The organism is Serratia bockelmannii (genome assembly GCF_008011855.1).
Classification (GTDB): Bacteria; Pseudomonadota; Gammaproteobacteria; order Enterobacterales; family Enterobacteriaceae; genus Serratia; species Serratia bockelmannii.
This window is the reverse complement of the sequence record NZ_VOUX01000033.1, coordinates 1,298,371-1,314,852: the sequence shown is the minus strand read 5'-3', so window position 1 is coordinate 1,314,852 and position 16,482 is coordinate 1,298,371. Positions and strand designations below refer to the sequence as shown.

The 16,482-nt window shown below is 57.9% G+C and carries 14 protein-coding genes; 12 read left to right on the top strand and 2 right to left on the bottom strand.

What is annotated here, in order from left to right; genetic code table 11:
- Positions 1–12 precede the first annotated feature (12 nt).
- Together yfbR and FOT55_RS22690 are read right to left on the bottom strand one after the other, a co-directional pair.
- On the bottom strand, positions 13–612 hold the full coding sequence (yfbR, locus tag FOT55_RS22695) for a 5'-deoxynucleotidase (protein WP_025303666.1): 600 nt from the start codon (positions 610–612) through the stop codon (positions 13–15).
- A 107-nt stretch (positions 613–719) separates the two neighbouring features.
- Positions 720–1,934: a pyridoxal phosphate-dependent aminotransferase gene (locus FOT55_RS22690; RefSeq protein ID WP_025303665.1), complete on the bottom strand. Its 1,215-nt coding sequence runs from the start codon at positions 1,932–1,934 to the stop codon at positions 720–722.
- Positions 1,935–2,790: 856 nt separating this feature from the next.
- Here FOT55_RS22690 and lrhA point away from each other — a divergent pair.
- The 12 genes from lrhA (at position 2,791) to nuoL (ending at position 16,422) form a co-directional block, all read left to right on the top strand.
- A complete protein-coding gene (lrhA, locus tag FOT55_RS22685) occupies positions 2,791–3,735 on the top strand; it encodes a transcriptional regulator LrhA (protein ID WP_025303664.1) in 945 nt (314 codons plus the stop codon).
- Positions 3,736–4,443: 708 nt separating this feature from the next.
- Positions 4,444–4,881 (top strand): NADH-quinone oxidoreductase subunit NuoA, encoded by a 438-nt coding sequence (gene nuoA, locus FOT55_RS22680; RefSeq protein WP_025303663.1) that lies wholly within the window; start codon positions 4,444–4,446, stop codon positions 4,879–4,881.
- A gap of 15 nt (positions 4,882–4,896) precedes the next feature.
- Positions 4,897–5,571, top strand: coding sequence for a NuoB/complex I 20 kDa subunit family protein (locus tag FOT55_RS22675; protein ID WP_004936039.1), 675 nt, complete (start codon positions 4,897–4,899; stop codon positions 5,569–5,571).
- Positions 5,572–5,667: 96 nt separating this feature from the next.
- Positions 5,668–7,464, top strand: a complete 1,797-nt coding sequence (gene nuoC, locus FOT55_RS22670) for an NADH-quinone oxidoreductase subunit C/D (RefSeq protein WP_025303662.1) — start codon at positions 5,668–5,670, stop codon at positions 7,462–7,464.
- A gap of 2 nt (positions 7,465–7,466) precedes the next feature.
- On the top strand, positions 7,467–8,018 hold the full coding sequence (nuoE, locus tag FOT55_RS22665) for an NADH-quinone oxidoreductase subunit NuoE (protein ID WP_004936034.1): 552 nt from the start codon (positions 7,467–7,469) through the stop codon (positions 8,016–8,018).
- Positions 8,015–9,361, top strand: coding sequence for an NADH-quinone oxidoreductase subunit NuoF (nuoF, locus tag FOT55_RS22660; protein WP_043140066.1), 1,347 nt, complete (start codon positions 8,015–8,017; stop codon positions 9,359–9,361). Before nuoE ends, nuoF begins: the two co-directional genes overlap by 4 nt.
- A gap of 77 nt (positions 9,362–9,438) precedes the next feature.
- Positions 9,439–12,177: an NADH-quinone oxidoreductase subunit NuoG gene (gene nuoG, locus FOT55_RS22655; protein WP_060447996.1), complete on the top strand. Its 2,739-nt coding sequence runs from the start codon at positions 9,439–9,441 to the stop codon at positions 12,175–12,177.
- On the top strand, positions 12,174–13,151 hold the full coding sequence (gene nuoH / locus FOT55_RS22650; RefSeq protein WP_004936022.1) for an NADH-quinone oxidoreductase subunit NuoH: 978 nt from the start codon (positions 12,174–12,176) through the stop codon (positions 13,149–13,151). The genes nuoG and nuoH overlap by 4 nt, the downstream gene beginning before the upstream one ends.
- 14 nt (positions 13,152–13,165) lie before the next feature.
- Complete coding sequence (gene nuoI / locus FOT55_RS22645) at positions 13,166–13,708, top strand: NADH-quinone oxidoreductase subunit NuoI (protein ID WP_025160170.1); 543 nt, start codon at positions 13,166–13,168, stop codon at positions 13,706–13,708.
- A 13-nt stretch (positions 13,709–13,721) separates the two neighbouring features.
- Positions 13,722–14,279 carry an NADH-quinone oxidoreductase subunit J gene (gene nuoJ, locus FOT55_RS22640; RefSeq protein WP_019453717.1) on the top strand — a complete coding sequence of 186 codons (558 nt, stop codon included), beginning with the start codon at positions 13,722–13,724 and terminating at the stop codon, positions 14,277–14,279.
- Entirely contained in the window at positions 14,276–14,578 is a 303-nt protein-coding gene (nuoK, locus tag FOT55_RS22635; protein WP_004936014.1) for an NADH-quinone oxidoreductase subunit NuoK, read from the top strand. Before nuoJ ends, nuoK begins: the two co-directional genes overlap by 4 nt.
- Positions 14,575–16,422 (top strand): NADH-quinone oxidoreductase subunit L, encoded by a 1,848-nt coding sequence (nuoL, locus tag FOT55_RS22630; protein WP_015378577.1) that lies wholly within the window; start codon positions 14,575–14,577, stop codon positions 16,420–16,422. The genes nuoK and nuoL overlap by 4 nt, the downstream gene beginning before the upstream one ends.
- Positions 16,423–16,482 lie beyond the last annotated feature (60 nt).

The following is a 16,482-nucleotide window of genomic DNA, read 5'->3' as shown; positions in this document are numbered from 1 at the left end:
GCGCCGGTGGGGTTACAGCGAGCTGTCGAGGCTGATTTCGTCCAATGACAGGCTGAAACTGGGAATGAACACGTCCATAAAGTAGTCCATTTCCGGGCTGCGGCGCTGTTCCAGGGTTTTATCCAGCCGCGCCTTGGCCAGGGTGAATTCATTGTTGCCGGCAGAGAGTTCCTCCAGACATTTCAGGTAGGCGCACAGCGCGTCTGCCTGCTTCACTACCTGCTTTTCATCTTCGCTGTAGTAGTGCTCATCGAGAATGGTGCGGAAATCGTTGCGCAGCTCAGCGGGGATCATGTCCAGCAGCTTTTGCTGGGCGATCTTTTCGATCTTCTTGTATTCATGGGCGATCTGCGGATTGTAGTACTTGATCGGCGTCGGCATGTCGCCGGTGATCACTTCGCTGGCGTCGTGATACATCGCCAGCAGCGCAACCCGGTCGGCGTTGAGATTGCCGTTGAACTTGCGGTTCTTGATCACCGCCAACGCGTGGGCGACAAAAGCCACCTGCAGACTGTGTTCGGAGACGTTCTCGGTGCGCACGTTACGCATCAGTGGCCAGCGGTTGATCAGTTTCAGGCGGGACAGATGGGCGAAGAAATGGCTCTGGCTCATGGTGCTCTCTTTAACGGCAAGTGAGGCTCCCATTGTGAAGCAGTGACGGCGAATTTTGCAACCGGGCAATGAGAGAAGGGCGCAGCAAGGCGCTGCGCCCCAGGCGATTACTGATGGTAGCCTTCAAGGAAGCGGCCCAGCTTGCCGACCGCCATTTCCAGTTCGTCTACGCGCGGCAGGGTGACGATGCGCACGTGATCCGGGTAAGGCCAGTTGAACGCCGAACCTTGCACCAGCAGCACTTTTTCCTGTAGCAACAGATCCAGCACCAGCTTCTGGTCGTCGTGGATGTTGAAGCGTTTGGCATCGATGCGCGGGAACATGTACAACGCGCCCTGCGGCTTCACGCAAGAGACGCCCGGGATGTCGTTGAGCAATTCCCAGGTGCGGTTGCGTTGTTCGTACAGGCGGCCGCCGGGCTGAATGAATTCGCTGATGCTCTGATAACCGCCCAGCGCGGTCTGAATGGCGTGCTGCATCGGCACGTTGGCGCACAGGCGCATCGAAGCCAGCATCTCCAGCCCTTCGATATAGCCTTTGGCGTGCTTCTTCGGCCCGTTCAGCACCATCCAGCCCTGGCGGAAGCCCGCCACGCGGTAGGTTTTCGACAGGCCGTTGAAGGTCACGGTCAGCAGATCTGGCGCCAGTGCGGCGATCGAGTGGTGTTCGGCGTCGTCGTACAGGATCTTGTCGTAGATCTCGTCGGCGAAGATGATCAGGTTGTGTTGACGGGCGATCTCGACGATCTGTTCCAACAGCGCTTTGCTGTAAACCGCGCCGGTCGGGTTGTTTGGGTTGATGATCACGATACCGCGGGTGCGCGGGGTGATCTTGCTGATGATATCGTCCAGATCCGGGAACCAGCCGGCCTGCTCATCGCACAGGTAGTGCACGGCCTTGCCGCCGGACAGCGATACCGCAGCGGTCCACAGCGGGTAGTCCGGCGCCGGTACCAGCATTTCGTCGCCGCTGTTGAGCAGCGCCTGCATGGATTGGACGATCAGCTCAGAGACGCCATTGCCAATGTAGATATCCTCAACGGTCACGTCACGCATGTTGCGCGCCTGATAGTGCTGCATGATCGCTTTACGCGCCGAGAAGAGGCCCTTGGAGTCGGAGTAGCCTTGCGCCGTGGGCAGATTGCGGATCACGTCGACCAGGATTTCGTCCGGGGCGTCGAAACCGAACGGGGCAGGGTTGCCGATGTTCAGTTTCAGGACTTTGTTGCCTTCTTCTTCAAGACGTTTAGCTTCTTTAAGCACCGGGCCGCGAATGTCATAGCAGACGTTGTCCAGTTTGCTGGATTTCTCAATGGGGGACATAAAAAGTTGAGCCTTTTGCTGGGATAGGGGCGCTCCTACCGTGGGACGCCGCAACTCGCCCAATGTACTCCTGGCGTAGTTGCTTTTGAAGGGTTTTGCACGCCTTTGGTGCAAATGCATGTCGTAACGGGGGATTTTAGTTATGATAAGCAAAGGTAAAGTTATTTTGTGGTTCATAATTTCATGAACTATAATTTTACTAGGGTTTTGTTCTGTTAAATCAAGCGTCGATAAACGAGACGTGCCGGCGATCGCGGCCGGCAGCAGTGAACTGATAAGCCGAAAGGGAGAATAGGCTTCAATAAACTGTAAAGGAACGATAATACCGGAGTAGTCTGATAGCGGGGTGTCGGTTCGCGCACCACACTAAGGAAAATGACATATTTACATTAGCTTTACTTTATATTTTACCTTAAGCATTGTTTATGTGGTTATAAGATTATTATTTAAAGCAAAAATCTTAATGATTGAATTTATTAAATTCATTGAGTAGTCACACGAAGTCGGTACCGTTAATTATTTATCTTTTTTGCTCTGGAATGCAGTCTGAAGGCCGGTTGATAAGGGTTCTCAGTAGCACGAATGGAGTGGAAATTAGGCAGTATGAATGAGTAAAATCTCAGGTTCGGTGGGGGGTTTCCCTTTTCACCGGTATTCAGTCCCCCGCGTTCTATAAGCACCATCGATAGATCGCATTTTAAAAAGCGATAGAGGTAACGAATCATAAGTAATTTTTTTGCCCTCCACTTATGAGTGGGGTACTGTCATAACAGGCGCCGTCCTTTTCAACGGCGTCTGAGAAACACACCAGGGTAGTAGTTCGTAAATTAGAATTTAAAAAAGTGAAGAATACACTATGACAACTGCAAATCGTCCGATACTTAATCTCGACCTCGATCTGCTAAGAACCTTTGTTGCGGTTGCTGATTTGAATACCTTCGCCGCGGCGGCTGTTGCCGTTTGCCGTACTCAATCAGCCGTCAGTCAACAAATGCAGCGATTAGAGCAACTGGTCGGCAAAGAACTGTTTGCCCGCCATGGGCGCAACAAACTCCTGACTGAGCATGGTATTCAGCTTCTCGGTTATGCCAGGAAGATCCTGCGCTTTAACGACGAAGCCTGTACCTCGCTGATGTACAACAATATAAAAGGTGTTCTGACCATCGGTGCTTCCGACGACACCGCCGATACCATTCTGCCTTTCCTGTTGAACCGCGTGACCGCCATCTATCCGAAGCTGGCCATTGACGTGCGCGTAAAGCGCAGTACGACGATGGTCGATCTGCTGGAAGAGGGCGAGATCGATCTGGCGGTGACCACGGCCGATCCTGCCGGGCACCCGCACATCGTGCTGCGCACGTCGCCGACGCTGTGGTATTGCGCCGCCGATTATCACTATCAGGCCGGCGAACCGATCCCGCTGGTGGTAATGGATGAGCCAAGCCCGTTCCGCGCGCTGGCGATTAAACAGTTGGACGAAGCCGGTATTCCGTGGCGTATCGCCTACGTCGCCTCCACGCTGTCCGCGGTGCGGGCGGCCTGTAAAGCCGGCCTGGGCGTGACCGCACGGCCGATCGAGATGATGAGCCCCGATCTGCGGGTGCTGGGCGCGGTGGAAGGTTTGCCGCCGCTGCCGGATACCCAGTATGCGCTGTGCAAAAACGCGCAGTGCAGCAACGAGCTGGCGATGGCCATCTTCAGCGCGATGCAGGGCGGCAATGACGGCTATGGCTTCAACGGTGCGGAAGGCGGTCTCCAGAGCGATCAGGATGACGCCAGCCTGGTGGACGAAGAAGAATAACGTCGCGGCGCGATATCTGATGAAAAACCTCTGCTTCGGCGGAGGTTTTTTTTGCCCTTTTTTTACCTAAAAATTTATTTATATGTATTTGGCTTGTATTTTCAATTGAGTTGGCCGTTTTGTTAACTTTTAAGCGTTAATGAAAAGAGAGTTTGGCCGGGTTTAATACGCTAAGTTCGTTTTTTGAGCAATAAGATTGAATGGGTTAAAGGCATGGTAATAGCAGGGGTATTTTGTTAGCTTATAGCGGCCGTTTTTGCGGCTCAATTTGAGGAAAATTGTTAAAGGGCCACACTTTTTTTGAGGATTTATGCTGAAAACGTGTCCTGGATCAAAAAAATACCCCTAGGTAGTGAGTGGAAGAACAGGGAATTCCTGAGACAATGGTATAGTAAAACTGAAATGTGCATGTTGGTTTATATCTATCTGTTTCTACACAAAAATTAACTGACACGATTTAGCCTGTCCCTGGCGCATCAAATGTTAATCAAATGATACGTATGTAAACTAGTGTGTAGATACTTTTGTCAAAGTTGACAAAAGGTTATAGAAAGGAGTAAAAAGCCCACAGAAAAACGCTGCCTAACTCGCTGTAAAAGCAGTTTGTTTGTGTGGTTATTTATCCTTCCCTTAAATCGATGTGGCGCACTAACTGCCGGTGACAAGAGCAGTGCGATCGACGCCACTTTTGATGAGTAAGCATAGAGTATGTCAACAACCACTGAAGTTATCGCTCATCACTGGGCGCTCGCCGTATTTCTCGTTGTGGCTATCGGGCTCTGCGGCTTAATGCTGCTGGGCGCGTTCTTCTTGGGCGGGAGAGCCCGGGCGCGCGCCAAACACACCCCGTTTGAATCAGGCATCGACTCGGTCGGCACGGCGCGCATGCGCTTGTCCGCCAAGTTCTACCTGGTGGCCATGTTCTTCGTTATTTTCGACGTTGAAGCCTTATACCTGTATGCCTGGTCGGTCTCGGTTCGCGAGAGCGGTTGGGTAGGCTTTATCGAAGCCGCCATTTTCATTTTGGTGCTATTGGCCGGTCTGGTTTATCTGGTGCGCATCGGCGCGTTGGATTGGACTCCGGCGCGTTCCCAACGCCGCAGCAAACCGAGCACGATCACTAACACCAACAGTCATCCGCAGTAACAGCGAGGCATTAAGATGGACTATACGCTCACCCGCATAGACCCGAACGGTGAGAACGACCGTTATCCCCTGCAAAAACAGGAGATCGTCGCCGATCCCCTGGAACAACAGGTCCACCGCACGGTTTACATGGGTAAACTCGAACATGCGCTGCATGACATGGTGAACTGGGGGCGTAAAAACTCTATTTGGCCGTATAACTTCGGCCTTTCGTGCTGTTACGTGGAGATGGTGACGTCGTTTACCGCCGTTCACGACGTGGCGCGTTTCGGTGCGGAAGTGTTGCGCGCCTCCCCGCGTCAGGCTGACCTGATGGTGGTGGCCGGTACCTGTTTCACCAAGATGGCCCCGGTCATCCAGCGCCTGTACGAGCAGATGCTGGAACCGAAGTGGGTGATCTCGATGGGCGCCTGCGCCAACTCCGGTGGTATGTACGACATCTATTCCGTGGTGCAGGGCGTGGACAAGTTCCTGCCGGTCGACGTGTACATTCCCGGCTGCCCACCGCGTCCGGAAGCCTACATGCAAGCGCTGATGCTGCTGCAGGAATCTATCGGCAAAGAACGTCGCCCGCTGTCGTGGGTTGTCGGCGATCAGGGCGTTTACCGCGCCAATATGCAGTCTGAAAGAGAGCGTAAACACGGCGAGCGCATCGCGGTGACCAACCTCCGGACGCCTGACGAGATTTAAGACGTTCATTTAACGTCCATCTTAGTGCGCTATTGGTTAACACAGCGAAAAGTGAAACTTGCGGCGAATAACCCTTTAGTGTGGTGAAAAAAAATTATGACAGATTTGACGACGCACGACGCCTTGCCTGCCTGGCAGACCCGAGATCACCTTGACGACCCGGTGATCGGCGAACTGCGCAACCGTTTTGGGCCGGAAGCCTTTACTGTTCAGGCCACCCGTACCGGCATGCCCGTGGTATGGGTTAAACCTGACCAGTTACTGGAAGTAATGACGTTCCTGAGAAAACAGCCGAAGCCGTATGTCATGCTGTTCGATCTGCATGGCGTGGACGAACGTCTTCGCACCCACCGCGACGGCCTGCCCGCTGCGGATTTCTCCGTTTTCTACCATCTGATTTCCATCGAGCGCAACCGCGACATCATGCTGAAGGTGGCGCTGTCTGAAAAAGACCTGCACGTGCCCACGGCGACCAAGGTATTCCCGAACGCCAACTGGTACGAACGCGAAACCTGGGAAATGTTCGGCATCACCTTCGACGGCCACCCGCACCTGTCGCGCATCATGATGCCGCAGACCTGGGAAGGGCACCCGCTGCGCAAGGACTACCCGGCGCGCGCCACCGAATTCGATCCTTTCGTGCTGACCAAGCAGAAAGAAGATCTGGAGATGGAAGCGCTGACCTTCAAGCCGGAAGACTGGGGCATGAAGCGCGGTACCGAGAACGAAGACTTCATGTTCCTCAACCTCGGCCCGAACCACCCGTCCGCGCACGGTGCGTTCCGCATCATTCTGCAGCTGGACGGCGAAGAGATCGTCGACTGCGTGCCGGATATCGGCTATCACCACCGCGGCGCCGAGAAGATGGGCGAGCGTCAATCCTGGCACAGCTACATTCCGTACACCGACCGTATCGAGTACCTCGGCGGCTGCGTGAACGAAATGCCTTACGTGCTGGCGGTCGAGAAGCTGGCCGGCATCAAGGTACCTGAGCGCGTCGACACCATTCGCGTGATGCTGTCCGAGCTGTTCCGCATCAATAGCCATCTGCTGTACATCTCCACCTTCATTCAGGACGTCGGCGCGATGACTCCGGTGTTCTTCGCCTTTACCGACCGTCAGAAAATCTACGATCTGGTGGAAGCGATCACCGGTTTCCGTATGCACCCGGCCTGGTTCCGCATCGGCGGCGTCGCGCACGATCTGCCGCGCGGCTGGGATCGTCTGCTGCGTGAATTCCTCGACTGGATGCCGAAGCGTCTGGACTCCTACGTGAAAGCGGCGCTGAAGAACAGCATCCTGAAAGGCCGTTCCATCGGCGTAGCGTCTTACAACGCCAAAGAAGCGCTGGAGTGGGGCGTGACCGGTGCCGGCCTGCGTGCCACTGGCGTCGAGTTCGATGTGCGTAAATGGCGTCCTTACTCCGGCTATGAGAACTTCGACTTCGAAGTGCCGGTGGGCGATGGCAACAGCGACTGCTACACCCGCGTGATGCTGAAGGTGGAAGAGCTGCGCCAGAGCCTGCGCATCCTCGAACAGTGCCTGAACAACATGCCGGAAGGCCCGTTCAAGGCCGATCACCCGCTGACCACGCCGCCGCCGAAAGAGCGTACGCTGCAGCACATTGAAACGCTGATCACCCACTTCCTGCAGGTTTCCTGGGGCCCGGTGATGCCAGCCAACGAATCATTCCAGATGATTGAAGCCACCAAAGGGATCAACAGCTACTACCTGACCAGCGACGGCAGCACCATGAGCTACCGCACCCGGGTACGTACGCCGAGCTTTGCGCACCTGCAGCAGATCCCATCGGTCATCCGAGGCAGCCTGGTTTCCGACCTGATCGTCTATCTGGGTAGTATCGATTTTGTAATGTCAGATGTGGACCGCTAACTATGCATGATCAAAAAGACAATCACGCAGTCAACGATGCGCTCGAGCCCATCAATGCAGCCGCTCCTCAGAGCGGCGTTGATGCATTTGTACTGAGCGCGGAAGAACGTGATGCGATCGAGCACGAAAAGCACCATTACGAGGATCCGCGCGCCGCTTCCATCGAAGCACTGAAAATTGTGCAGAAGCAGCGCGGCTGGGTTCCGGACGGTGCGATTTACGCCATCGCGGAAGTGCTGGGCATCCCCGCCAGCGACGTAGAAGGCGTGGCCACGTTCTACAGCCAGATTTTCCGTCAGCCAGTAGGACGTCACGTGATCCGTTATTGTGACAGCGTTGTTTGTCACATCACCGGTTACCAGGGCATTCAGGCCGCTATCGAGAAGAAGCTGAACATCAAGCCGGGTCAAACCACTTTTGATGGCCGCTTCACGCTGCTGCCGACCTGCTGTCTGGGCAACTGCGATAAAGGGCCGACCATGATGATTGATGAGGACACTCACAGTCAGTTGAAGCCTGAAGATATCGAGACGCTACTGGAGCAGTATCAATGACCAAGCACATTGTACGCACTCCCGAAACGCATCCGCTGACCTGGCGTCTGCGCGATGACAAGCAGCCGCTGTGGCTGGACGAATACCGCAGCAAAAACGGCTATGCCGGCGCAGAAAAGGCCCTCAAAGGCTTGGCCCCGGACGAGATCGTCGGCCTGGTGAAAGACTCCGGGCTGAAGGGCCGTGGCGGCGCGGGCTTCTCCACCGGTTTGAAGTGGAGCCTGATGCCGAAAGACGAATCCATGAACATCCGTTACCTGCTGTGTAACGCCGATGAGATGGAGCCGGGCACCTATAAAGACCGTCTGCTGATGGAGCAGCTGCCGCACCTGCTGGTGGAAGGCATGCTGATCTCCGCGTTCGCGCTGAAAGCCTACCGCGGTTACATCTTCCTGCGCGGCGAATATATCGAAGCAGCGGCGCATCTGCGTCGCGCCATCGCGGAAGCCACCGACGCCGGCTATCTGGGCAAGAACATTCTCGGCACCGGATTTGATTTCGAGCTGATCGTGCACACCGGCGCCGGCCGTTACATCTGCGGCGAAGAAACTGCGCTGATCAACTCGCTGGAAGGCCGCCGCGCCAACCCGCGTTCCAAGCCGCCATTCCCGGCCAGTGCCGGCGTCTGGGGCAAGCCGACCTGCGTCAACAACGTCGAAACGCTGTGCAACGTGCCGGCCATTTTGGCGAACGGCGTGGAGTGGTACACCGGCATCTCCGGCAGTGAAGACAAAGGCACCAAGCTGATGGGCTTCTCCGGCCGGGTGAAAAATCCGGGCGTCTGGGAGCTGCCGTTCGGCACTACCGCGCGCGAGATCCTGGAAGACTACGCCGGCGGCATGCGCGACGGTCTGCGTTTCAAAGCCTGGCAGCCGGGCGGCGCGGGCACCGACTTCCTGACCGCCGATCACCTCGACCTCCCGATGGAATACGGCGCGATCGGCAAAGCCGGCAGCCGTCTCGGCACCGCGCTGGCGATGGCGGTAGACCACGAGATCGGCATGGTGCCGCTGGTGCGTAACCTGGAAGAGTTCTTCGCCCGCGAGTCCTGCGGCTGGTGTACGCCATGCCGCGACGGCCTGCCGTGGAGCGTGAAGATCCTGCGTGCGTTGGAAAACGGCGAAGGGCAGCCGGGGGATATCGAAACCCTCGAACAGCTGTGCCGCTCCCTCGGCCCGGGCAAAACCTTCTGCGCCCACGCGCCAGGTGCCGTAGAGCCACTGCAAAGCGCGATTAAATATTTCCGTGAAGAGTTCGAGGCGGGTATCGCCGTGCAGCACTTCGGCAACGCCCATGCGATTGGCGGCATTCAGCCGAACAATCTGCTGAAGCAGCGCTGGTAAGCCGAACTCGCCCGAACACGGCCAGAATTTTTGATTAACGCCTGCCGCAAGGCAGGCCACTTGGAAGCATGCTGACTATGGCTACGATTCATGTAGACGGCAAAGAGTATGAGGTAGACGGGGCGGACAACCTGCTGCAGGCTTGTCTTTCCCTCGGCCTTGATATTCCTTACTTTTGCTGGCATCCGGCGCTGGGAAGCGTCGGCGCTTGCCGCCAATGTGCGGTAAAGCAATACCAAAACGCGGAAGATACGCGCGGCCGTTTGGTGATGTCCTGTATGACCCCGGCATCCGATGGCACCTTCATCTCCATCGATGACGGCGAAGCGAAGCAGTTCCGTGAAAGCGTGGTCGAGTGGTTGATGACCAACCACCCGCACGATTGCCCGGTCTGTGAAGAAGGCGGTAACTGTCACCTGCAGGATATGACGGTAATGACCGGCCACAGCTTCCGCCGCTACCGCTTCACCAAGCGTACCCACAACAACCAGGAGCTGGGGCCGTTTATCTCGCACGAGATGAACCGCTGCATCGCCTGCTACCGCTGCGTGCGTTACTACAAAGACTATGCGGACGGCACCGACTTCGGCGTGTACGGCGCGCACGACAACGTCTACTTCGGTCGCCCGGAAAGCGGCACGCTGGAAAGCGAGTTCTCCGGCAACCTGGTGGAAGTGTGCCCGACCGGCGTATTCACCGACAAAACGCACTCCGAACGCTACAACCGTAAATGGGACATGCAGTTCGCGCCGAGCATTTGCCAGCAGTGCAGCATCGGCTGTAACACCAGCCCGGGCGAACGCTATGGCGAGCTGCGCCGTATCGAAAACCGTTACAACGGCAGCGTGAACCACTACTTCCTGTGCGACCGCGGTCGTTTCGGTTACGGCTACGTCAACCAGAAAGATCGTCCGCGTCAACCGCAGCAGCTGCGCGGCGATGACTGGATCACCCTGAACGCCGAGCAGGCGATGCAGGGCGCGGCGGACATCCTGCGTCAGGCGAAGAAAACCATTGGCATCGGCTCCCCGCGCGCCAGCCTGGAAAGCAACTTCGCACTGCGCGAGCTGGTCGGCGCCGAGAACTACTACACCGGTATCGCTCAGGCGGAGCAATCACGCCTGGCGCTGATGCTGAACGTGCTGAAAAACGGCGGCGTCCATACGCCGGCGCTGCGTGAGATCGAAGATTACGACGCGGTGCTGGTGCTGGGCGAAGACCTGACGCAAACCGGTGCGCGTATCGCGCTGTCCGTGCGCCAGGCCGTCAAGGGGAAAGCTCGCGCGATGGCGGCGGCGCAACGTGTTGCCGACTGGCAGATCGCGGCGGTGCAGAACATCGGTCAGCACGCCAAGTACCCGCTGTTCACCACTAACATCGACAATACCCGCCTGGACGACATTGCCGCCTGGAACTACCGCGCGCCGGTGGACGAGCAGGCACGCTTCGGCTTCGCCATCGCGCACGCGCTGGATAGCGCAGCGCCGGCGGTGAACGATCTGGCCGACGGCCTGAACAAGAAAGTCGATATCATCGTGCAGGCGCTGACCGGCGCACGCAAACCGCTTATCGTGACCGGCAGCAACGCCGGCAGCGAAGCCATCATCGAAGCGGCGGCCAACATCGCCAAAGCGTTGAAGGGCCGCGGTTCCGATGTCGGCATCACCTTCGTGGCGGGCGCTGCCAACAGCATGGGCCTGGCGATGATCGGCGGCGGTTCGCTCGATCAAGCGCTGGAACAGCTGGCGAGTGGCGCAGCCGACACCGCCATCGTGATGGAAAACGATCTCTATCGTCATGCGCCGGCGGCGCAGGTGGACGCAGCGTTGGCCAAGGTCAACAACCTGATCGTCGCCGACCACCAGCGCACCGCGATCATGGACAAAGCCAACCTGATCCTCTCCTCGGCCAGCTTCGCCGAGAGCGACGGTACGCTGATCAACCAGGAAGGCCGCGCGCAGCGCTTCTTCCAGGTATACGATCCGGCTTACTATGACGACGCCAAGAAAAATCAGTTCACCGTGATGCTGGAAAGCTGGCGCTGGATGCACTCGCTGCACTCCACCTACACCAGCCGCCACGTGGACTGGACCCAGCTCGATGACGTGATCGCCGCTTGCGTCGCCGCATTGCCGCAGCTGCAGGGCATCGTCGATGCCGCGCCGGACGCGACGTTCCGCATTCGCGGTCAGAAGCTGGCGCGTTCGCCGCACCGTTCCAGCGGCCGTACCGCCATGCGCGCCAACATCAGCGTGCACGAGCCGCGTCAGCCGCAGGATAAAGACACCATGTTCGCCTTCTCGATGGAAGGGAATAACAGCCCGCTGGCCGATCGTCAGCAGATCCCGTTCGCCTGGGCGCCAGGCTGGAACTCACCGCAGGCATGGAACAAGTTCCAGGCCGAAGTGGGCGGCAAACTGCGCCACGGCGATCCGGGCGTGCGCCTGATCGAAGCGGGGGAGGGCAGCCTCGGTTACTTCGACCGCGTGCCAGCCGCCTTCAATCCGAACGACGGCTGGCGTGTCGCGCCTTACTACCACCTGTTCGGCAGCGATGAAATGTCGCAGCGCTCTCACGTGATCCAGCAGCGCATGCCAGAAGCCTACGTGATGGTCAACCCGGCCGACGCGGCGACGCTTGGCGTCAACGCGGGCAGCCTGGTGGAGTTCAGCTGCGCGGGCCAGACCTTGCGTCTGCCGGTGCGTCTGAGTGAAACCCTGACCCAGGGCCAGGTTGGTTTGCCGCTCGGCTTGCCAGGGATCCCGCCGATCTTGGTGGGTGCTAAGGTAGACAATCTGCGGGAGGCGGCACGATGAGCTGGTTTACCCCTGAGGTGATCGACATTCTGATCGCCATTCTTAAAGCGGTCGTGATCCTGTTGGTGGTCGTGGCGTGCGGGGCATTCATGAGCTTCGGCGAACGCCGCCTGCTCGGCCTGTTCCAGAACCGCTACGGACCGAACCGCGTAGGTTGGGGCGGCTCGCTGCAGCTGGTCGCCGACATGATCAAAATGTTCTTCAAGGAAGACTGGGTACCGAGATTCTCCGACCGGGTGATCTTCACCCTGGCGCCGATGATCGCCTTTACTTCCCTGTTGCTGGCATTTGCCATCGTTCCGGTCAGCCCGACCTGGGCGGTGTCCGATCTCAACATCGGTATTCTGTTCTTCCTGATGATGGCCGGCCTGGCGGTGTACGCCGTGCTGTTCGCCGGATGGTCGAGCAACAACAAATACTCGCTGTTGGGCGCGATGCGCGCCTCCGCGCAAACCCTGAGCTACGAAGTGTTCATCGGCCTGTCGCTGATGGGCGTGGTGATGCAGGCGGATTCGTTCAACATGCAGGCCATCGTTGAATCCCAGGCGCACGTCTGGAACGTCATTCCGCAGTTCTTCGGCTTCGTGACCTTCGCGATCGCCGGCGTGGCGGTGTGCCACCGTCACCCGTTTGACCAGCCGGAAGCCGAGCAGGAACTGGCCGACGGTTACCACATCGAATATTCCGGCATGAAGTTCGGTCTGTTCTTCGTGGGGGAATACATCGGTATCGTCACCGTGTCCGCCCTGATTGTGACGTTGTTCTTCGGCGGCTGGCAGGGTCCGTTCCTGCCGCCATTCATCTGGTTCGCGTTGAAAACGGCCTTCTTCATGATGATGTTCATCCTGATCCGTGCCGCGCTGCCGCGTCCGCGTTATGACCAGGTGATGTCCTTCGGCTGGAAAGTGTGCCTGCCGCTGACGCTGCTGAACCTGCTGGCAACCGCCGCGGTCATTTTGTACAACGCTCAATAAGGGGTGAATAAACCATGACATTGAAAGAGTTAGTGGTTGGTTTCGGCACCCAGGTGCGCAGCATTTGGATGATTGGCATGCATGCCTTCGCCAAGCGCGAAACCCAGATGTATCCGGAAGAACCGGTTTACCTGCCGCCGCGCTACCGTGGCCGCATCGTGCTGACGCGCGATCCGGACGGCGAAGAGCGCTGCGTCGCCTGTAACCTGTGTGCGGTGGCCTGCCCGGTCGGCTGTATCTCGCTGCAAAAAGCGGAACAGAAAGACGGCCGTTGGTATCCGGAGTTCTTCCGCATCAACTTCTCGCGCTGCATTTTCTGTGGCCTGTGCGAAGAGGCTTGCCCGACTACCGCTATCCAGCTGACGCCGGATTTCGAACTGGGTGAGTACAAGCGTCAGGATCTGGTGTACGAAAAAGAAGATCTGTTGATCTCGGGGCCGGGTAAATATCCGGAATATAACTTCTACCGGATGGCCGGTATGGCGATTGACGGCAAAGCCAAAGGCGAAGCCGAAAACGAAGCCAAACCGATCGACGTCAAAGGTCTGTTGCCCTAAGGAGCCAGCAAGCATGGAAATTGCATTTTATCTGGCAGGTTTGATTGCGGTGGCCGCGACGATTCGCGTGATCACCCATACCAACCCTGTGCATGCGCTGCTGTATCTGATCGTCTCGTTACTGGCGATCTCGGCAGTCTTCTTCTCTCTCGGCGCCTACTTTGCCGCCGCGTTGGAAATCATCGTCTATGCGGGCGCCATCATGGTGCTGTTCGTGTTCGTGGTGATGATGCTGAACCTCGGCAACGTGCAGCAGCAAGAACGCGACTGGATGAAGCCGACGGTGTGGATCGGGCCTGGCCTGTTGTCACTGGCGCTGCTGGTGGTATTGATCGTCGCGATCCGCAGCGTATCCGATCAGGGTATCAGCGGCGAGATGGTTGACGCGAAGGCGGTGGGCATCAGCCTGTTCGGGCCTTACGTACTGGCGGTTGAGCTGGCTTCAATGCTGCTGTTGGCGGGTCTGGTTGTCGCCTTCCATATCGGCCGCGAGCACAAGCCTGGCGAGGTGCTGAGCAACGCGCCGGCGAGTGGCGAAATGGCGAGAAGAAAATCGGAGGAGCAAGCATGATCCCTCTTCAACACGGCCTGATCCTGGCGGCTATCCTGTTTGTGCTCGGGCTGACCGGGCTGCTGGTGCGCCGCAACCTGCTGTTTATGCTGATCAGCCTGGAAGTGATGATCAACGCTGCGGCGTTGGCGTTTATCGTGGCGGGAAGCTACTGGGGCCAGGCGGACGGGCAGGTGATGTACATCCTGGCGATCAGCCTGGCGGCAGCCGAGGCCAGTATCGGCCTGGCGCTGCTGCTGCAGCTCTACCGTCGTCGTCATACCCTGAATATTGATACTGTCAGTGAGATGCGCGGATGAACCTATTATATTTAACAATTCTGCTACCGCTGATCGGGTTCCTGCTGTTGGCATTTTCCCGCGGTCGTTGGTCTGAAAACACGGCGGCCACCGTCGGCGTGGGTTCTATCGGCCTGGCTGCGCTGGTCACGGTGTATGTGGCGATGGATTTCTTCGCCCAGAAAGCCGCCGGCGTGCAGCTGTTCGAGCAAAGCCTGTGGACCTGGATGGCCGTCGGCAACTTCAATATCGGCGTGACCCTGGTGCTGGACGGCCTGTCGCTGACCATGCTGTCGGTGGTCACCGGCGTCGGCTTCTTCATCCACATGTTCGCTTCCTGGTACATGCGCGGTGAAGAGGGCTATTCGCGCTTCTTCGCTTACACCAACCTGTTTATCGCCAGCATGGTGGTATTGGTGCTGGCGGACAACCTGCTGCTGATGTATCTGGGTTGGGAAGGCGTAGGCCTGTGCAGCTACCTGTTGATCGGTTTCTACTACAAAGATCCGGCCAACGGCGCGGCGGCGATGAAAGCCTTTATCGTCACCCGCGTGGGCGACGTGTTCCTGGCGTTCGCGCTGTTCATCCTCTACAACGAGCTGGGCACGCTGAACATCCGCGAGCTGATGATCCTGGCGCCGCAGAAACTGGCGGTGGGCGACACGGCCATCACCTGGGCGACCCTGATGCTGCTGGGCGGCGCGGTCGGTAAATCGGCGCAGCTGCCGTTGCAAACCTGGTTGGCGGACGCGATGGCGGGCCCAACCCCGGTTTCCGCACTGATCCACGCGGCGACCATGGTGACCGCGGGCGTCTATCTGATCGCCCGTACGCACGGCCTGTTCCTGATGGCGCCGGAAGTGCTGCACCTGGTGGGCATCGTCGGTGCGGTCACTCTGCTGCTGGCCGGCTTCGCCGCGCTGGTGCAGACCGACATCAAGCGCGTGCTCGCTTACTCCACCATGAGCCAGATCGGTTACATGTTCCTGGCGCTGGGCGTACAGGCATGGGACGCGGCGATCTTCCACCTGATGACCCACGCGTTCTTCAAGGCGCTGCTGTTCCTGTCGTCCGGTTCGGTGATCCTGGCTTGCCACCACGAGCAAAACATCTTCAAGATGGGCGGTTTGCGCAAGAGCATCCCGCTGGTGTACGTCTGCTTCCTGGTGGGCGGCGCGGCGCTGTCTGCGTTGCCGCTGGTCACGGCCGGCTTCTTCAGTAAGGACGAGATCCTGGCGGGCGCGATGGCCAACGGTCACATCAACCTGATGGTGGCCGGCTTGGTTGGTGCGTTCATGACCTCGCTGTACACCTTCCGTATGATTTTCATCGTGTTCCATGGCGAAGAGAAAATCAAAGCGCATGCCGGTAAAGGCATCACTCACCACCTGCCACTGCTGGTTCTGCTGGTGCTGTCTACCTTCGTCGGCGCGATGATCGTGCCGCCGTTGCAGGGCGTGCTGCCGGAGACCACCGAACTGGCGCACGGCAGCGTGCTGACGCTGGAAATCACCTCTGGCGTGGTGGCTATCGTCGGCATTCTGCTGGCGGCCGCGCTGTGGCTGGGCAAACGCAGCCTGGTCAACAGCATCGCCAACAGCGCGCCGGGTCGTTTCTTCTCGACCTGGTGGTTCCATGCCTGGGGCTTCGACTGGCTGTATGACAAAGTGTTCGTCAAGCCGTATCTGGGCATTGCGAAGCTGCTGCAGCGTGATCCGCTGAACTCGCTGATGAACCTGCCGGCCGTCTTCTCCCGCTGGGGGAACCGCGGTCTGACGGTGAGCGAGAACGGTCAGGTGCGTTGGTATATAGCGTCTATGGGTGTGGGTGCAGTGGTCGTATTGGCTCTGTTGATTTTGGTTTAATTGAATAATTTAAACAGACGCATTTTTCGGGCGTAGCGCCGGGCAGGCGCTACGTACAAA

Bases quoted from the DNA above. Each gene is read 5' to 3' on its own strand.
- FOT55_RS22690 (WP_025303665.1), bottom strand. From the start codon at position 1,934: ATGTCCCCCATTGAGAAATCCAGCAAACTGGACAACGTCTGCTATGAC.
- nuoK (WP_004936014.1), top strand. From the start codon at position 14,276: ATGATCCCTCTTCAACACGGCCTGATCCTGGCGGCTATCCTGTTTGTG.
- nuoE (WP_004936034.1), top strand. From the start codon at position 7,467: ATGCATGATCAAAAAGACAATCACGCAGTCAACGATGCGCTCGAGCCC.
- nuoJ (WP_019453717.1), top strand. From the start codon at position 13,722: ATGGAAATTGCATTTTATCTGGCAGGTTTGATTGCGGTGGCCGCGACG.
- nuoL (WP_015378577.1), top strand. From the start codon at position 14,575: ATGAACCTATTATATTTAACAATTCTGCTACCGCTGATCGGGTTCCTG.
- FOT55_RS22675 (WP_004936039.1), top strand. From the start codon at position 4,897: ATGGACTATACGCTCACCCGCATAGACCCGAACGGTGAGAACGACCGT.
- nuoF (WP_043140066.1), top strand. From the start codon at position 8,015: ATGACCAAGCACATTGTACGCACTCCCGAAACGCATCCGCTGACCTGG.
- nuoA (WP_025303663.1), top strand. From the start codon at position 4,444: ATGTCAACAACCACTGAAGTTATCGCTCATCACTGGGCGCTCGCCGTA.
- nuoH (WP_004936022.1), top strand. From the start codon at position 12,174: ATGAGCTGGTTTACCCCTGAGGTGATCGACATTCTGATCGCCATTCTT.
- lrhA (WP_025303664.1), top strand. From the start codon at position 2,791: ATGACAACTGCAAATCGTCCGATACTTAATCTCGACCTCGATCTGCTA.
- nuoC (WP_025303662.1), top strand. From the start codon at position 5,668: ATGACAGATTTGACGACGCACGACGCCTTGCCTGCCTGGCAGACCCGA.
- nuoI (WP_025160170.1), top strand. From the start codon at position 13,166: ATGACATTGAAAGAGTTAGTGGTTGGTTTCGGCACCCAGGTGCGCAGC.
- nuoG (WP_060447996.1), top strand. From the start codon at position 9,439: ATGGCTACGATTCATGTAGACGGCAAAGAGTATGAGGTAGACGGGGCG.
- yfbR (WP_025303666.1), bottom strand. From the start codon at position 612: ATGAGCCAGAGCCATTTCTTCGCCCATCTGTCCCGCCTGAAACTGATC.